Raw genomic sequence first — 16,233 nt, 5'->3', positions numbered from 1 at the left:
GGTTCGACCGCGGCGATGTCGAGATCGTGCGCGACGCGGCGCAGCCGCAGGACGCGGTGCGGGTGATGACCGCGCACGGCGCCAAGGGACTGCAGGCGCCGTTGGTGATCCTCGCGGACGCCACCGCCGATCCGCAGGGCGGCAATCGCGGCGACTTCGTCAAATGGGCGCCGGAGGGGCATGACGGACCGGCCTTCCCGGTGTTCCGGCCGGGCAAGGCCGAGCGCGGCGGGCCGGTGGATGCGGCGGTGACGGTGGCCGAAGCGCGCGAGCTGGAGGAGCATTGGCGGCTGTTCTACGTCGCCGCGACGCGTGCCGAGGAGCGGCTGGTGATCGCCGGCGCGCTCGGACCCAAGGCCAAGGGCGAAGCGCCGGGCGCGAGCTGGTACGCGGCTTCGCGCGCGGCGTTCGATGCGCTGGGCGTGGCGGAAAGCGAGGAGGTGCGGGTGTTCACCGGCAGCCGTCCGCGAGCGCCGGTGGCACGCAAACCGCGCGGGGCGCCGGTGGCCGAGGCGGCGGTCGAGCTGCCCGGCTGGGCGAAGCGGCCGGCGCCCGTGGAAGCCCGGCCGCCACGGCCGCTCGCGCCATCCTCGCTGGGGGACGATCTGATCGCCGATCCGCCGCCGGGGCCGGCGCTGCGCGCGGCGGCGGAGCGTGGGCGGCTGATCCATGCGTTGCTCGAGCGGCTTCCCTCGATCGCTCCCGAGCGGCGCATGGATGCCGCCGAGCGCTGGCTGGCGGAAGCCGGGCGTGTCACCGACCCCGCGGCGCGGGCCGAGCTGATAACGTCGGCGCTGGGCGTGCTCGCGGATCCGCGCTTCGCCGACCTGTTCGGGCCGGATGCGCTGGCCGAGGCGCCGATCGCGGCGGTGGTGGCGGGCGGGCATGTCGTGTCAGGCACCGCCGACCGGCTACTGGTGACGGACGATCGCGTGCTCGTGGTGGACTTCAAGACCGGGCGGCGCGCGCCCGGATCGCTTGAGGACGTGCCGCCCTATCATGTCCGTCAGATGGCGGCCTATGTCGCCGCACTGGAGGTGGTGTTCCCGGAGCGGCGGGTCGAGGCGGGGTTGCTCTATGCCGCCGGGCCGGTGCTGTTCGCCTTGCCCGACGATCTGGTCGCGGCGCACAAGTCCGGCTTCGCCGCCACGGAGCAAAGCTTGAGCTCAAACGCTTGAGGGGGACGGGACGCCTCCCTAGGTTGCTGCCAGCACACCAAGGAGAATTTCAAATGGCCAAGGCCGTTACCGATGCAAGCTTCGAAGCCGACGTCCTTCAGTCGGACAAGCCCGTCCTCGTCGATTTCTGGGCCGAGTGGTGCGGGCCGTGCAAGATCATCGGGCCGAGCCTGGAAGAGCTGGCCGAGGAACTCGCCGACAAGGTGACGATTACCAAGCTCAATATCGAGGAGAATCCGGACACGCCGGGCAACCTCGGCATCCGCGGCATCCCCACGCTGTTCCTCTACAAGGACGGCGAGAAGATCGCGCAGCAGATCGGCATCGCCGAGATCTCGACCAAGTCCAAGCTCAAGGCGTGGATCGAAAGCGTCGTCTGAGATGATGCTGGGGGCGCTGGCGCTTGTGCTCGCCGGCGGGCCGGCGCTCCCGGTTCAGGCTTGTCCGCGGGAGGTCGTCCAGCCGGAGCGGCGGTTCAGCGGAATTTATGTCGACGATTTCGAAGGTCAGCGCTTCTTCGAGGGCGCGAAGACGCTGGCGGACATTGACCTCAAGGCACGGCCCTGGGTGTGGTTCGCGCCCGACATCGTCGCCCATGGCGCCAAATTCGGCATCAAGCGCCGCCGGCTGGGAGATGCGTATCGCCTTGTCTTCCGCGGCGTGAAACGCAGCCGGGCCTCGCGAGCGCCGGTCTGCGGCTATGGCCATATGAGCGTCTTCGAATCGGAGATCCGCCTGACCAGACTGGAACGGATCGAGCGGCTCGGGCCCACGCGTTGAACGAAGGGGGCGGAGCCGGCCTGGCCCCGCCCCTCGTAAGTTCGACCGAGCGCTCAGTAACGGCGATCGTAACGGTCGTAGCGATCGCGATCGTAACGGTAGCCGCGGCGATCATGGTCGCGATAGCCGGCGCGGGCGCGGGCGATCTCGCGGCGGCACTCGCGCTGCTCGCGGCGATACTCGTAGCGGTTGCGGGCGCGGCGCAGTTCGCGGGCGCACTCGCGCTGCTCCTGCCGGACCTCGCTGCGCCGCGAGCCGTAATAACGTTGCGCTTCGGCAGGCGCGACGGACACCAGCAGGCTGGCACCCAGCGTTGCTGCAAGAACGAAGATTCGCATATCGACTCTCCATGTACTCATCCGGGGACGTTCCCCAGGCGGATGACCATAGATACGCAACGCTACATGAACCCGTAGCGACGGCCGGCTTATCCCGCGTTCAGGACGCCGCCGCAGGCACCGAACCTATATCGTGCCAAGGCCGCGGCAGACAACGCTAGCTGCGATAGTCCGCGTTGATCGAGATGTAGCCGTGCGTCAGGTCGCAGGTCCACACCGTGGCGCGGCCTTCGCCGAGGCCAAGGTCGACGCCGATCTCGATCTCCTGGCCCTTCAAATGCGCCGCGACGGGGGCTTCGTCATAGCCCTCGACCGCGAGCCCGCCCCGCGCCACCTGCACGCCGCCGAAGGTGATCGCGAGCCGGTCCCGGTCGGCAGGCTCGCCGGCCTTGCCGATCGCCATGACGATGCGGCCCCAATTTGCGTCTTCGCCCGCGATCGCGGTCTTCACCAGCGGCGAGTTGGCGATGCTCAGCGCGATCCGGTGCGCGCTACGGTCGCTCTCGGCACCGCCGACGTCGATGCGGATGAACTTCGAGGCGCCCTCGCCGTCGCGCACCACCAGATGCGCGAGGCGGAGGCACAGGTCGCCCAGCGCAGCGCGGAAGGCGTCGGCGCCGTCGTCATCCTCGTCCGCCAGCGGCGTATTACCCGCGGTGCCGGTGGCGAAGGCGAGCACGGTGTCGCTGGTCGAGGTGTCGCTGTCGACCGTGATGCACGAGAAGCTTCGCGCGTTCGCGTCGGACAGCGCGCGCTGGAGAAAGGCGGGATCGACCGCGGCGTCGGTGAAGACATAGCCGAGCATCGTCGCCATGTCGGGCGCGATCATCCCGCTGCCCTTGATGATGCCGACCAGCGATACGGTCTTGCCGCCGACCACCGCGGTGGTGACGGCGCCCTTGGCGAAGGTGTCGGTGGTGCCGATCGTCTCGGCCGCGTCTTCCCAGCCGCACGGCGCGGCGGCGAAAGCGGCGTCGAGTCCGGCCTCGGCCTTGTCGATCGGGAGCGGCACGCCGATCACGCCGGTCGAGGAGACGAACACGTCGGAGGGCTGGCAGTCGAGATGCGCCGCGACCCGGGCAGCGATCGCCTCGACTGCCGCGCGGCCGCGGTTGCCGGTGAAGGCGTTCGAGTTGCCCGCATTGACCACCAGCGCACGCGCCTTGCCCAGCACCAGCGCCTCGCGGCACCATTCCACTTCGGGCGAGGGACATTTGCTGGTGGTGGTGACGCCCGCGACGGCGGTGCCTTCGTCGAGCGTGACGAAGGTCAGGTCGCAGCGATCCCATTCCTTGTACCGCGCTCGCGCGACGCGCAGAGTCACGCCCGCGATCGGCGGGAGATAGGGGAAGCCGAGCGGGGCGAGGGGAGAGCGCTGCATCTTCAGTCCTATAATTCCGCCGTCACCCCGGCCTTGTGCCGGGGCCCACGGCTGGGCAAGCCATGCCCTGTCAGCGAGAACGCGGCGTTTGCCGCGCAGTGGACCCCGGCACAAGGCCGGGGTGACGAATGCGGCTACTGAACGGCACCCGCGGCGCTGAGCACCGCGCGGACGCTCGCCGTGGCGACGTCCTCGTCGATCCCGACGCCCCACACGGTACGCCCGTCGGCGGTGCGGCATTCGACATAGGCGGCCGCCTGCGCGCCCGAGCCGTGGCCGATCGCGTGTTCGGCATAGTCGGCGATGTCGAGATCGACTCCGAAGCCCTCGCGCATCGCGGCGACGACGCTGGAGATCAGGCCGTTGCCGCGCCCGCTCACCGACTGCTGCACGCCATCGACCTCGATCGACCCGGCGAAGATGCGCTCGCCGTTCGCTGCGCGCGTCTCGTCATAGGCGCCGAGCGTGAAGCGCTGCGGATGCTCGAGGCGATAGGCTTCGACGAACGCGCGCCAGATGTCCTGCGCGTTGAGCTCGCGGCTGCTCTCGTCGGCCAGCCGCTGGACGTGGCGGCTGAAATCGGCCTGGAGCCGCTTGGGCAACTTGAGGCCCTTGTCCTGCTCCAGCACCCACGCGACGCCGCCCTTGCCCGACTGCGAGTTGACGCGGATCACCGCCTCGTAGCTGCGGCCGAGATCGGCGGGATCGATCGGAAGGTAGGGCACCTCCCAATATTCGTCGTTGCGCGCTTCCTGCGCGACGAAGCCCTTCTTGATCGCGTCCTGGTGGCTGCCCGAGAAGGCGGTGAACACCAGGTCGCCGGCATAGGGCGTGCGCGGGTGGACGGGAATGTTGGTGCAATATTGCACCGTGTTCACGACCTCGTCGATGTCGGAGAAGTCGAGCCCGGGGTTCACGCCCTGCGTGTAGAGATTGAGCGCGACGGTCACGAGGTCGCAATTGCCGGTGCGCTCGCCATTGCCGAGCAGGCAGCCCTCGACCCGGTCGGCGCCGGCCATCAGCCCCAGTTCGGCCGCCGCCACGCCGGTGCCGCGGTCGTTGTGGGTGTGCAGCGACACCACCACCGCATCGCGATTGGGGATGTTGCGGCAGAACCACTCGATCTGGTCGGCATAGATGTTGGGCGTCGCCGCCTCGACCGTTGCGGGCAGGTTGAAGATAATCGGTTTTTCCGCGGTCGGCTGGAGCACGTCCATCACCGCCGCACACACCTCGACCGAGAAGTCGAGCTCGGCGGTCGAGAAGGTCTCGGGGCTGTACTGGAAATGCCAGTCGGTATCGGGCTGGGCGGCAGCGCAGTCGCGAAGCACCTTGGCACCCTCGACTGCGATGCCCTTGATCTCCTCGCGGCTCATCCCGAACACGATCCGCCGCCACGCGGGCGAGACCGCGTTGTAGAGATGGACGATCGCCCTGGGCGCGCCGCGCAGGCTCTCGAAGCTGGTCTCGATCAGGTCGCGGCGCGATTGCGTGAGCACCTGGACAATCACGTCGTCCGGGATGCGGTTCTCGCGCACCAGGCCGGAGATGAAGTCGAACTCGGTCGCACCGGCGCTGGGGAAGCCGACCTCGATCTCCTTGATCCCGACCCGGCACAGCAGCTCGAAGAAGCGAGTCTTCTTCTCGGCGTCCATCGGGTCGATCAGCGCCTGATTGCCGTCGCGCATGTCGGTGGAGAGCCAGCGCGGGGCGTGGGCGATGGTGCGGCTCGGCCATTGCCGGTCGGGCAGATCGACCTGGGGGAAGGGGCGGTATTTGACGCTGGGGTCGCGCAACATTTGCGGTCTCGCTTCGATAAGTCGTGGCGGTCGGGGTTCGCTTTGCCCTTAGGCCGTGTGCGCGGCGCAGCGGCCACGCGAGGTCACGCGCCTAAGGGCGCGTAAGTCGAAGCAGGCGAAGGCGGAGCGTGCGCAACATCTGACCCCGCAGATAGACCGGCGCGACGGGAAATGTCCAGACCGGCCGAGGATTTGTCGGGCAGCTTGATCTTGATCTATTGCAAGCACGGCTTTGTACGCCCAAGCTGCTGTAAGATGAAGCAAATTCTCTACGCCAGCGTCAATGCGCGGACCGACGGCCAGCCGGCCGACGTGACCGGTATCCTCGAACAGTCGCGTCACAACAACGCGCTCGACGGGATCACCGGACTGCTATGGACCGACGGCGAGCGCTTCCTGCAAGTGCTCGAGGGCGGGGAGGAGGCGGTCGAGGCCTGCTATGCCCGCATTCGCAACGACACCCGCCACCGCGCGATCGTGACGATCCTGGAACGCACGGTCGAGCGGCGCGAGTTCGGCTATTGGGCGATGGCGCACAAGACCAGCGACGTGCTCGCCGATGTGCACGATCAGCGCGTGCGGCGGATGATGGCGAGTGCCGCGGAGGAGATTCGCGCACCGTTCCTGGAGCTGGTGTCGGCGCGCGAAGCCGCCTGACGCGGAATCAGCCGGCGAGGGCGGCCTCGAGCGCCGTAGCCCGCTCCGCCTGGCTGGTGGCCAAGGCCTCGATCTCGGCGATCGCGGCGTCGAGCGCGGGATAGGCAGGCGTGCCGGCCTGCGCGCGCTGCGAAGCTTCCTCCTCGAGGTCGCTGACCAGCTGGACCGTTTCGCCACGGATCGAGTCGAGTTCGGCGAGCGCGGACTGGGCGGCGATCCACGCCTCGCTGCCCTCGGCCACGCCGCGCGCGACCGCGACGCGGGACTCGGCGGCGATCGCGGCTTCCTGGAAGCGCTTGGCGGCTGCCGCGGCGGCCTCGCGCTTCTGGGCGATGCGCGCATCGAGCGCGGCGTCGGGCACCACGACCGGATCGGGTCGCACTGGCTCGGCGTCGTCGCGGCTCTCGATCGGGCGGGGTAGCAGCGAGGGATAACCGTCATTCTCCACGGTGCAGGCCGTGAGCGGCGTGGCGACGAAGACGAGCGCGGCGAGGGCGGGAAGGGATCGCATCGCCCGACGGTCTATGCCGCGAAGAAAGCGTGCGCAACGGGCTTGCGTTTCCCGGAAAGCGCTTCTATCTGCGCCCCTCCACTGCGCGCCCGTAGCTCAGCTGGATAGAGCATCAGACTACGAATCTGAGGGTCGGACGTTCGAATCGTTCCGGGCGCGCCATTCAAAGCCCCGCTTTCCCGACCAGGAAAGCGGGGCTTTGTCGTTTCCGGCGCGCGTTAACCCTTTTACGCCACCTTAACCCTGTGTGCTTACGCCATCGCAAGGCTGAAAGAGGGGACGTTCGCCTTGCGCATTCTGATCGTGGACGACGAGCCGGGGATGCACGAGTCCTATCGCCAGTGCTTCGGCGGCGCGAGCCGGGAGCAGGGCGCGGCGCTCGACGCGATGGCGGCGGAGCTGTTCGGCGACGATCCGGCGACCGCGCGCGAAGAGCCGGTCAAGTTCGAGACGGTGCATTGCATGCAGGGCGCCGAAGGCGTGGCGGCGGTCGCTTCGGGCCTCGAGCGCGGCGAGCGGTTCGCGGTCGCCTTCATCGACGTCCGCATGCCGCCGGGGATCGACGGCAAGGAGACCGCGAAGCGGATCCGCGCGATCGATCCCGAGATCAACCTCGTCATCGTCACCGGCTTCTCCGACTTCTCCCCGCTCGAGATCAGCCGCGCCGCGGGCCCGGCGGACAAGATCTTCTACATCGCCAAGCCGTTCCAGGCCGAGGAAGTGGTGCAGACCGCGACCGCGCTGGGCAAACGCTGGCAGGTCGACCGCGAGCTCGCGGCGGCGATGGTGCTGCTTCAGGAGCAGAAGGCCGAGCTCGCCGCGAACGAGAGCAAGGCCACCCATCTCGCCAATCACGACAGCCTGACCGACGCGCCCAACCGGCTCGCCTTCATGCGCGCGCTGACCGATCATGTGCGCGGGCCCGACATTTTCGCGATGGCGATGATGGACCTCGACCGGTTCAAGCTGGTCAACGACACGTTCGGGCACCTCGCCGGCGACGAGCTGATCCGCATGGTTTGCGGCGTGGTGCAGGAAACCGCGCCCCAAGGCGCGTTCGTCGCGCGGCTCGGCGGCGACGAGTTCGCGGTGCTGATCAAGGTGACCGGCGAGGACGAGGCGGTGATGGCGGTCGAGCGGCTGCTGCTCGCCTGCGCCACGACCTTCACCGTGTTCGGCCATTCGGTGCAGGGATCGGCCTCGGCCGGGCTGGTCATCGTCCAGCCGGGCATGCAGCACGACCCGATCGACGTGATGCGCCGTGCCGACCTCGCGCTCAACGAATCCAAGAAGGCCGGCCGCGGCGTGGTGCGCGTGTTCGACGAGAGCATGGACGAATCGATCCGCTTCCGCCGCCGGATCGAGGGCGGGCTGAGCCAGGCGATCGCGAACGGCGAGCTGCGCCTCGTCTTCCAGCCGATCGTCGCGCGCGACGAGATGGAAGTCGTCGCGTTCGAGGCGCTGCTGCGCTGGGAGAGCCCCGAATATGGCGGCATCTCGCCGGCCCTGTTCATCCCGATCGCCGAGGAATCGAACCTGATCCACGAGCTCGGCGACTGGGTGCTCGACGCGGCGCTGAAGACGCTCCGGCAATGGCCGGGTCAATATGTCTCGGTGAATTTCTCGCCGCGCCAGTTCCGCCGCCAGAATTTCGTCGGCCATGTCGTCGAGCGGGTGCAGCGCGCGGGGATCGAGCCGGGCCGGCTGCAGATCGAGATCACCGAGACCGCGATCTTCGACGATGCCGAGCGCGCGGCCGACACGCTCTACCGCCTGCGCCAGATGGGCTTCCGCATCGCGCTCGACGATTTCGGCACCGGCTATTCCTCGCTCTACAACATCCGCAAGTTCGCGCTCGATTGCCTGAAGATCGACAAGAGCTTCATCGACGGGATGGGCAAGGAGCGCGAGAGCGCGGCGATCGTTCATTCGATCATCCATCTCGGCCGCGCGCTGGGCATGGAAGTGGTGGCGGAGGGGGTCGAGACCGACGCGCACCTGCACGCGCTGCAGCTTGCCGGGTGCAGCCATTACCAGGGCTATTATCTCGCGCGGCCGCTCGAGGCCGATGTCGCGGCCGAGCTCGCGCACGAGCGCTTCATGGCGCCGGCCGCCCCGGCCCCCGTCGAGGTCGAGCTGGCGGTGCCCGGCAACGGCACCGAGGGCTGATGCCGGGGCTTCGCGCAGCGATCCTGAGGTTGCGCCACCGTCTTCCCGTGTCGCTGGGCGCCAAGCTGGTCGCGATCCTGACCGGTGTGGCGCTGGTCGGGGCGGGGGCGGTGACGCTGCTGCTCGCGCTGGTCATCACCCCGGGGTTCGACAAGCTCGAACAGGCGGCCGCCGACGCGCATGTCGAGCGCACACGCGCGGCGCTGACCGAATATGCCTCCAAGGTCGAGGCGTCGGTGCGCGACTATGGCGACTGGAATGCGAGCTACGATTACATGCAGACGCCGAACAAGGCGTTCGAGGAGGATAGCTTCGCGACCTGGGCGATGATCAACCTCGGCGTCAACGGCATGGCCTATGTGACGCCGCAGGATAAGGTCGTGATCGCGCGCTGGCTCGACATCGACAGCGGTCGCGACGTGCCCGAGATGCGCGCGCGCATGCTTGCCGCAGTCGCCCGGATCGACCTCGCGCGGGTGCTCGCCAACGACAATTCGGCGAGCTTCTACGTCCGCCTCGGCGACCGGATCGCGGCGATCGGCGTCGCGCAGGTGCGCCGCACCGACGGCACCGGTCCGGTGCGGGGGCATGTGGTGATGGCGCGCCTGATCACCTCCGAGCAACTCTCCACTCTGCTTCAGGTCAAGGCGGTGCTCGACGTGCCGCATCCGGTGCCCGATGCGACGGTGATCCGGCACGGGCAGGCGCTCGACGTGGCGGTGCCGGTGCGCGGCGCCGACGGCGCGCCGGTCGCGAGCGCGACCTATCAGGTCCCGCGCGACCTGTCGGCGCTGGGGCGCAACATGCTGGTGCTGGCGGTCGGCGGCACGATCCTGCTGCTGCTGATCGTGATGGGGGTGCTGAGCCTGATGATCGCGCGGCTGGTGCTGCGCCCGCTCAACCGCGTCGAGCGCCACATGGGCGTGGTGCGGCGCTCGGGAAATCTGATGCCGCTCACCGAAGCGCCGCGCGGCGACGAGATCGGCAGCCTGGTGGCCAATTTCAACGCGATGTTGAGCCAGCTCAAGGATCTGCGCGAGCAGGTCGAGGTCCAGTCGTTCGAGCTCGGCCAGTCGGAAAGCGCAGTCGCGGTGATGCACAATGTGCGCAACGCGCTCAATCCGATCAGTACGGTGCTGAGCCAGGGGCTGAACCCCGCACCGGTCGCCGACCGCGCGCTGCTCGACCGTGCACTCGCCGAACTGGCCGATGAGGGCATTCCCGCGGCGCGGCGACAGAAGCTCGCCGCCTTCGTCGCCGCCGCGCTGGAGAGCGAGGCGCGGGCGCGCGCCGAACGCGCCGCGCAGATGGAGATCGGCCGCGACGCCCTGCACAATGTGCTCGAGATCATCGGCCGGCAGCAGGAGCAGGCGCATGAGCGCCCCCCGCTCGACAGCTGCAACGTCACCGACATCGTCGCGCGCAACGCCACGATCGCGCGCTATTCGGGCGGCAGCTCGATCGCCTTCCACTTCCCGTCCAAGCCGCATTGGGTGATGGCCAACCGCGTGCTGCTGAGCCAGGTGGTCGGCAATTTGTTCGCCAATGCCGCCGAAGCGATCGCCGCGACGGGACGGGAAGGCGGGAGCATCTGGGTCACGATCCGTGACCTTGACGGCCAGGTCGAGGTGACGATCCGCGACGATGGCGAGGGTTTCGACCCGGACACCGCGGCCCGGTTGTTCCAGCGCGGCTATTCCACGCGCGCGCAGAAGTCGGGCGGGCTGGGGCTGCACTGGTGCGCCAATTCGATGGTCGCGATGGGCGGCAGCCTGGCGCTGCGCAGCGACGGCAAGGGACAGGGCGCGCGCGCGGTGCTGATGCTGCAGGCATCGGAAACGATGCGCGAGGGGATGGCGGCCTAGGCGACCGACGACTTCCAGCCGCTGTGCTTGTCAGCCGCCACCGCGTCCTTCCGCCGCAGGTACGGCGCGACGAGGTTGCGGGCGCGGAAGAATTCCTGGCGGTCGGGATCGAGCGTGTCGAAATTGCCGATCACGCGACGACAGCTGTCCGAGCGGCACTGGCAGATCATGTGCCAGTTCGACTGGGCGAGCGTGGTCGAATAGTCCCAGCTGATCTCGTCGCCTGCCGCGATCGCCCGCAGCGCGACGAGGATCACCCCATCCTCGGTGAAGCGCAAACCGGCATTGGGATCGCAGCTATGATTGACCAGATCGTCGAGCTGGCCCGACGGGCCCATATAATGGTCCGGGGTCACCTGGACGAAGCGATCGTCGCTGCCGCGCATCAGGCTCGGCACCTGGGTGACGTGAAAGCGGCGGCCGGTGAAGCGCATCAGCTCGGCGCCCTCGGCGAAGCGGCAGGTGGCATAGACCGCCTTGCCGAGATGATTCTCGCCGACCGCGAACAGATTGCGCGCGGGGCGGTAGCGGTCGAGGATCAGGAAGCCGCCGCGCTTCCAGCCAAGCGAGCGCAGCGGGTTGATCGTGGCGAGCCCGATCAGGAACCAGATGCTGGCATGGCAGGCGAGCTCGACGAAGATATAGGCGAACTCGTCGAATCCGGTGCCGCCGGCGCGCGCCGCGACGAGCAAGGTGGCGAGATCGCCGAGCGTCCACAGGCCCCAGGCGGGCGAGCGCTCGCGGCTGCGGTCCTTCCACACGCTCGCCCAGGTCGGCCAGAAGCTCACCGGCACGGCGGCGACGACCAGCATGTGCGCCCAGAACGCCTCGCGGAACACGACCCAGATGATCAGCGCGACCAGACAGGCGGCCATACATGCGGATTCGACATTTGTCGGCGGTGCCCAGTTGGAGCGGCGCCATAGCGCGGTCGTCACGACGATGCAGCAGGCGGCGGAGAGCAGGAACACCCACCCTTGCGGCGAGCCGGGATTGACCGCGTGATAGGTCAGCGCCTCGACCGTGGCGGATGCGCTCCAGATCAGCCAGGAGGCGCGGTTGGGCTGGACGATCTCCCGCCGCATGCCGAGCAGATACACCGCATAGGCCGCGAAGCTGAATCCCATCGCCAGCACGAACCAGAAATCGGTCGTCATCAGCCCCCCTTGCCAAGGGCTGTTTACCTTATCCGGTAACCTTCGTCAAAGCGCGACTCGTGCCGACTCCACGAGTCGCGGCGATTCAGAGCTCGTGCCTGGCAACCAAAGCGAGTACCGAATCCGCGAATTCGCGCCGACAGATCAGCAGATCGGGGAGGCTCGATCCCGGCTGGTTGTAGACCAGCGGCGAGCCGTCGATGCGCGAGGCATGGAGGCCGGCGGCGAGCGCCACCGCGACCGGGGCGCAATTGTCCCATTGGTGCTGCCCGCCCGAATGCAGGTAGATCTCGGCCTCGCCGAGAACCACCGCCATCGCCTTGGCGCCGGCCGAGCCCATGCCGACGGTATCGGCGGGAAGCGCCTGCGACACCGCGGCGCAGAGCGCGCTCGGCCGGGTCCGGCTGACCAGCATGCGCGGCGGCGTCACGGCGGGCTTGAGCGCGGGCGGGGCGTCGCTCGAAAGCGTGATGCCACGGCGGGGCAGGGCGACCGCGCCGACCGCCGGGACGCCGTCGATCGCCAGCGCGACATGCACCGCCCAGTCGTCGCGGCCCTCGGCGAACTCGCGCGTGCCGTCGAGCGGATCGACGATCCACACCCGGCGCGAGGCGAGCCGCGCGGGATCGTCCGCGGATTCCTCCGAGAGGATCGGATCGTCGGGCCGCGCTTCGCGCAGCATGTCGAGGATCAGGCGATTGGCCTCGTGGTCGCCGCGCGCGCCGTCGGCATCCTCGTCCTGGATCCGCAACAGCAGCTTGCCCGCGGCCTCGGCCACGGCATGCGCCAGGCGCGCGTCATCCATGCGGGGCTCCGATCGCGAGAGAAATCAGCGAGGATTCAGCGGCGGCGCTCAAACTCGCGGCGTTTGGCCCTGGAGTTGCCCGCCATGCGCAATCTGCGCCAGTGCGCCTTGTGACGATAGACGAGCGCGGCGGCCGCCGCTCCTGCGAACAGGGTAGCGAGCATGCCATAGGCAATCCACTCGCGGACCTCGAGGTCTGGCAAAACTCAACTCCACTAACGGACGCGGCGAACATGCGCGTCAAAGCACCGGAGACCAAATACCGAGGATGCTCTCGATGATCAATTCCGCAGCTTCCTCCGGACTGGTCCGCGTGGTGTCGATCCGGATTTCCGGATTCAACGGTGTTTCATAGGGGCTTGAAATTCCAGTGAAATTGGCGATCTCGCCGGCGCGCGCTTTTTTGTAGAGGCCTTTCACGTCGCGGCGCTCGGCCTCTTCGATCGGCGTGTCGATGTGGATCTCGAAGAACTCGCCCTCCGGCATCATGTTGCGCACCATTTCGCGCTCGGCGCGGAACGGCGAGATGAAGGCGGTGAGCACGATCAGGCCGGCGTCCGCCATCAGCTTGGCGACCTCGCCGACGCGGCGGATGTTCTCGACCCGGTCGGCGTCGCTGAAGCTCAGGTCGCGGTTGAGGCCATGGCGGATATTGTCGCCATCGAGCAGGAAGCTGTGCTTGCCCATCGCGTGCAGCTTCTTCTCGACCAGGTTGGCGATGGTCGACTTGCCCGAGCCCGACAGGCCGGTGAACCAGAGCAGGCGCGGATGCTGGCCCTTTTGCGCCGCATGAAGGTCGCGCGTGATCTCGACCGCCTGCCAGTGGACGTTCTGCGCGCGGCGCAGCGCGTGGCGGATCATGCCGGCGGCGACGGTGGCGTTGGTCAGCTTGTCGATCAGGATGAAGCCGCCCAGATCGCGATCCTGCTCGTAGGGCTCGAACACGACGCCGCGGTCGGTCGCGATCTCGGCGATGCCGATGTCGTTGAGATTCAGGGTCTTGGCGGAGAGCTTTGCCAGCGTGTTGACGTCGATCGCGTGGTCGGGCTCGCGCACCATCGCGCTCACCGTCTGGGTGCCGAGCTTGAGCCAGTAGCTGCGTCCGGGGAGGAGCTCCTGCTGGTCCATCCACACCAGGGTGGCGCTGAACTGGTCGGCGACTTCGGGCGGATCGCCGGCTGCGGCGATCACGTCGCCACGCGAGCAATCGACTTCGTCGGCGAGGGTCAGGGTGACCGACTGGTCGCGGCCGGCCTGGTCGAGGTCGCCGTCGAAGGTGACGACGCGCGCGATGGTCGTGGTGCGGCCCGAAGGCAGGATGCGCACGGCATCGCCCGGCTTGACCGTGCCGCTGGCGATCGTTCCCGCGAATCCGCGGAAGTCGAGATTGGGGCGGTTGACCCATTGCACCGGCATGCGGAACGGCTGCGCGCCGCCGTCGCCGCCGACCGGGACGGTCTCGAGATGCTCGATCAACGCGGGACCGGCGTACCAGGGCGTGTTGCCGCTGGGGCCGGTGATGTTGTCGCCCTTGAACCCCGAGATCGGGATCGCGGTGAAATCGTCGATGCCGATCGAGGTCGCGAACTCGCGATAGTCGGCGACGATCGCGTCGAACTCCGCCTGGTCATAGCCGACAAGGTCCATCTTGTTCACCGCGAGCACGATGTGGCGGATGCCGATCAGGTGCGCGAGGTAGCTGTGCCGCCGCGTCTGGGTCAGCACGCCCTTGCGCGCGTCGATCAGGATCACGGCGAGGTCGGCGGTCGAAGCGCCGGTGACCATGTTGCGCGTGTACTGCTCGTGGCCGGGCGTGTCGGCGACGATGAACTTGCGCTTCTCGGTCGCGAAGAAGCGATAGGCGACGTCGATCGTGATGCCCTGTTCACGCTCGGCGGCGAGGCCGTCGACGAGCAGCGCGAAGTCGATCTCCTGCCCCTGCGTGCCGACGCGCTTGCTGTCGGCCTCGAGCGCGGCAAGCTGGTCCTCGAAGATCATCTTGCTGTCGTAGAGCAGCCGCCCGATCAGCGTGGACTTGCCGTCGTCGACGCTGCCGCAGGTGATGAAGCGCAGCAGCGACTTCGACTGGTGCTGCGCGAGATAGGCGCCGATGTCGGACGCGATCAGCGCGTCGGGGCGGTAGCTGGAGGTCATCAGAAATACCCCTCCTGCTTCTTCTTCTCCATCGACGCGGCCTGGTCGTGGTCGATCGCGCGGCCCTGGCGCTCGCTGGTGGTGGTGAGGAGCATCTCCTGGATCACGTCGTCGAGCGTCGCGGCCTCGCTCTCGACCGCGCCGGTCAGCGGGTAGCAGCCGAGCGTGCGGAAGCGGATCGAGCGCTCGACCGGGGTCTCTCCGGCGAGCGGGAAGCGGTCGTCGTCGACCATCAGGATGAGGCCGTCGCGCACCACCGTCGGACGCGGCGCGGCGAAGTAGAGCGGGACGATCTCGATCCCCTCGGCGCGGATGTACTGCCAGATGTCGAGCTCGGTCCAGTTGGAGATCGGGAACACCCGCATGCTCTCGCCCTTGGCCTTGCGCGCATTGTACAGCCGCCACAGCTCGGGGCGCTGCGCCTTGGGATCCCAGCGGTGGCTGGCCGAGCGGAAGCTGAACACGCGCTCCTTGGCGCGGCTCTTCTCCTCGTCGCGCCGCGCGCCGCCGAACGCCGCGTCGAAGCCGTATTTGTCGAGCGCCTGCTTCAGGCCCTCGGTCTTCCACATGTCGGTGTGCAGCCCGCCATGGTCGAACGGGTTGATCCCGCGCGCCTCGGCTTCGGCGCCGAACCCGGCCTGCAGGACGCTCGCCGTCGCCGTCTCGTGCTCGCACTGGCTGCCGCGCCGTTCGCCGGCGGCGTGTCGCTGATGCCGCGCCGCGCGGCCGCGGCCGGGCAGACGAGCGTGATCGAAGGCCGCGATCTGTGGCTCTATCCCGGCTGGGAAAGTCTCACCGACGATCAGACGCCGGCCTGTCTGAAAGCGATCGATCTGATTCACCAGACGACGGACAAGCTGGCCGCGCGCGGCATCGCCAGCGTCGTCGTGATTGCGCCGCTGAAGGCGCGCTCGTGCGCGGAGAATCTGCCCGACGGCATGGCGATGTCGGCCGGCGTCAACGCGCGTTTCGACGCGATGCGCACGCACGCCGAGTCGCTGAATCTCGCGATCGTCGATTCGGCTGCGGCCATTGCGGCGGTCGATGCGTCGCAGGAAAAGTACATTCGCGCCGACTATCACTGGAGTGGCCATTCCGCTGAAGCGGTCGCGGACCGTGTCGCGCAGCGCCTCACCGCATCGGGTGCGCTCAAGGGCGCGGCCGGCGGCGACCGGCTCGGTAAATGGCAGGAAGAAGTCCGCTATGGCGACCTTGCTGCGCTGCTGCCGGCCGAGCGGAAGAAAACGGTCGGCAAGGATCATTTCATCGTGCGCACGGTCGTGCCGCCGCAGGGGCTCGTCGACAATGGGCCGCCGCCGGTGCAGGTGGTCGGCAACAGCATGGTGCAGCCGTATCTCGGGTTCCCACAGAGGCTTTCCCACGCGATCGACCGTCAGGTCGGCCTCACGTGGACTTTCGGCGACACCGGCCCGTGGAAG

15 protein-coding genes, 1 tRNA gene and 1 pseudogene are annotated in these 16,233 nt (G+C 68.3%); 8 read left to right on the top strand and 9 right to left on the bottom strand.

What is annotated here, in order from left to right:
* The 3 genes from ABDV68_RS12685 to ABDV68_RS12675 all read left to right on the top strand — a co-directional run.
* Window positions 1-1,178: PD-(D/E)XK nuclease family protein (locus ABDV68_RS12685; protein WP_343520365.1), on the top strand; the 1,178-nt coding region annotated here is incomplete at its 5' end.
* A gap of 53 nt (window positions 1,179-1,231) precedes the next feature.
* Window positions 1,232-1,558 carry a thioredoxin gene (gene trxA / locus ABDV68_RS12680; protein WP_343520364.1) on the top strand — a complete coding sequence of 109 codons (327 nt, stop codon included), beginning with the start codon at window positions 1,232-1,234 and terminating at the stop codon, window positions 1,556-1,558.
* A 1-nt stretch (window position 1,559) separates the two neighbouring features.
* On the top strand, window positions 1,560-1,958 hold the full coding sequence (locus tag ABDV68_RS12675) for a hypothetical protein (protein ID WP_343520363.1): 399 nt from the start codon (window positions 1,560-1,562) through the stop codon (window positions 1,956-1,958).
* Between the two features lie 53 nt (window positions 1,959-2,011).
* Here ABDV68_RS12675 and ABDV68_RS12670 read toward each other — a convergent pair whose 3' ends face one another.
* From ABDV68_RS12670 to leuA, 3 genes are all read right to left on the bottom strand, one after another.
* Entirely contained in the window at window positions 2,012-2,296 is a 285-nt protein-coding gene (locus tag ABDV68_RS12670) for a hypothetical protein (RefSeq protein WP_343520362.1), read from the bottom strand.
* 157 nt (window positions 2,297-2,453) lie between these two features.
* Window positions 2,454-3,677, bottom strand: a complete 1,224-nt coding sequence (argJ, locus tag ABDV68_RS12665; protein WP_343520361.1) for a bifunctional glutamate N-acetyltransferase/amino-acid acetyltransferase ArgJ — start codon at window positions 3,675-3,677, stop codon at window positions 2,454-2,456.
* Window positions 3,678-3,811: 134 nt separating this feature from the next.
* Complete coding sequence (gene leuA, locus ABDV68_RS12660; protein ID WP_343520360.1) at window positions 3,812-5,476, bottom strand: 2-isopropylmalate synthase; 1,665 nt, start codon at window positions 5,474-5,476, stop codon at window positions 3,812-3,814.
* A gap of 255 nt (window positions 5,477-5,731) precedes the next feature.
* On the opposite strand from leuA, the gene ABDV68_RS12655 reads away from it, so the two are divergent.
* Window positions 5,732-6,133: a BLUF domain-containing protein gene (locus ABDV68_RS12655; RefSeq protein ID WP_343520359.1), complete on the top strand. Its 402-nt coding sequence runs from the start codon at window positions 5,732-5,734 to the stop codon at window positions 6,131-6,133.
* A gap of 7 nt (window positions 6,134-6,140) precedes the next feature.
* Here the strand turns inward: ABDV68_RS12655 and ABDV68_RS12650 are convergent, their stop codons facing one another.
* Complete coding sequence (locus ABDV68_RS12650) at window positions 6,141-6,644, bottom strand: hypothetical protein (protein ID WP_343520357.1); 504 nt, start codon at window positions 6,642-6,644, stop codon at window positions 6,141-6,143.
* An 85-nt stretch (window positions 6,645-6,729) separates the two neighbouring features.
* On the opposite strand from ABDV68_RS12650, the gene ABDV68_RS12645 reads away from it, so the two are divergent.
* The 3 genes from ABDV68_RS12645 (at window position 6,730) to ABDV68_RS12635 (ending at window position 10,678) form a co-directional block, all read left to right on the top strand.
* Window positions 6,730-6,806 (top strand) — tRNA-Arg (locus ABDV68_RS12645).
* Window positions 6,807-6,932: 126 nt separating this feature from the next.
* Window positions 6,933-8,813 (top strand): EAL domain-containing protein, encoded by a 1,881-nt coding sequence (locus tag ABDV68_RS12640; protein ID WP_343520355.1) that lies wholly within the window; start codon window positions 6,933-6,935, stop codon window positions 8,811-8,813.
* A 29-nt stretch (window positions 8,814-8,842) separates the two neighbouring features.
* Entirely contained in the window at window positions 8,843-10,678 is a 1,836-nt protein-coding gene (locus ABDV68_RS12635; RefSeq protein ID WP_343520354.1) for a CHASE4 domain-containing protein, read from the top strand.
* Here ABDV68_RS12635 and ABDV68_RS12630 read toward each other — a convergent pair.
* The 5 genes and pseudogenes from ABDV68_RS12630 to cysD all read right to left on the bottom strand — a co-directional run.
* Window positions 10,675-11,835: an SET domain-containing protein-lysine N-methyltransferase gene (locus ABDV68_RS12630; RefSeq protein WP_343520353.1), complete on the bottom strand. Its 1,161-nt coding sequence runs from the start codon at window positions 11,833-11,835 to the stop codon at window positions 10,675-10,677. The genes ABDV68_RS12635 and ABDV68_RS12630 overlap by 4 nt on opposite strands.
* Before the next feature lie 85 nt (window positions 11,836-11,920).
* Window positions 11,921-12,640, bottom strand: coding sequence for a 3'(2'),5'-bisphosphate nucleotidase CysQ (locus tag ABDV68_RS12625; protein ID WP_343520352.1), 720 nt, complete (start codon window positions 12,638-12,640; stop codon window positions 11,921-11,923).
* 35 nt (window positions 12,641-12,675) lie between these two features.
* Window positions 12,676-12,843, bottom strand: coding sequence for a hypothetical protein (locus ABDV68_RS12620; RefSeq protein ID WP_343520350.1), 168 nt, complete (start codon window positions 12,841-12,843; stop codon window positions 12,676-12,678).
* A gap of 37 nt (window positions 12,844-12,880) precedes the next feature.
* Window positions 12,881-14,794 carry a sulfate adenylyltransferase subunit CysN gene (gene cysN / locus ABDV68_RS12615; RefSeq protein ID WP_343520348.1) on the bottom strand — a complete coding sequence of 638 codons (1,914 nt, stop codon included), beginning with the start codon at window positions 14,792-14,794 and terminating at the stop codon, window positions 12,881-12,883.
* Window positions 14,794-15,417: pseudogene (gene cysD, locus ABDV68_RS12610) on the bottom strand (sulfate adenylyltransferase subunit CysD); the annotation flags it as partial. The pseudogene cysD and the gene cysN, both read right to left, overlap by 1 nt.
* On the opposite strand from cysD, the gene ABDV68_RS12605 reads away from it, so the two are divergent.
* Window positions 15,382-16,233 (top strand): hypothetical protein (locus tag ABDV68_RS12605; protein WP_343520346.1); only part of this gene is annotated, 852 nt, incomplete at its 3' end. The pseudogene cysD and the gene ABDV68_RS12605 sit on opposite strands and share 36 nt — an antisense overlap.

The sequence above is a fragment of the Sphingomonas sp. genome (genome assembly GCF_039595165.1).
Classification (GTDB): domain Bacteria; phylum Pseudomonadota; class Alphaproteobacteria; order Sphingomonadales; family Sphingomonadaceae; genus Sphingomonas.
This window is presented reverse-complemented; position numbering and strand designations above follow the sequence as displayed.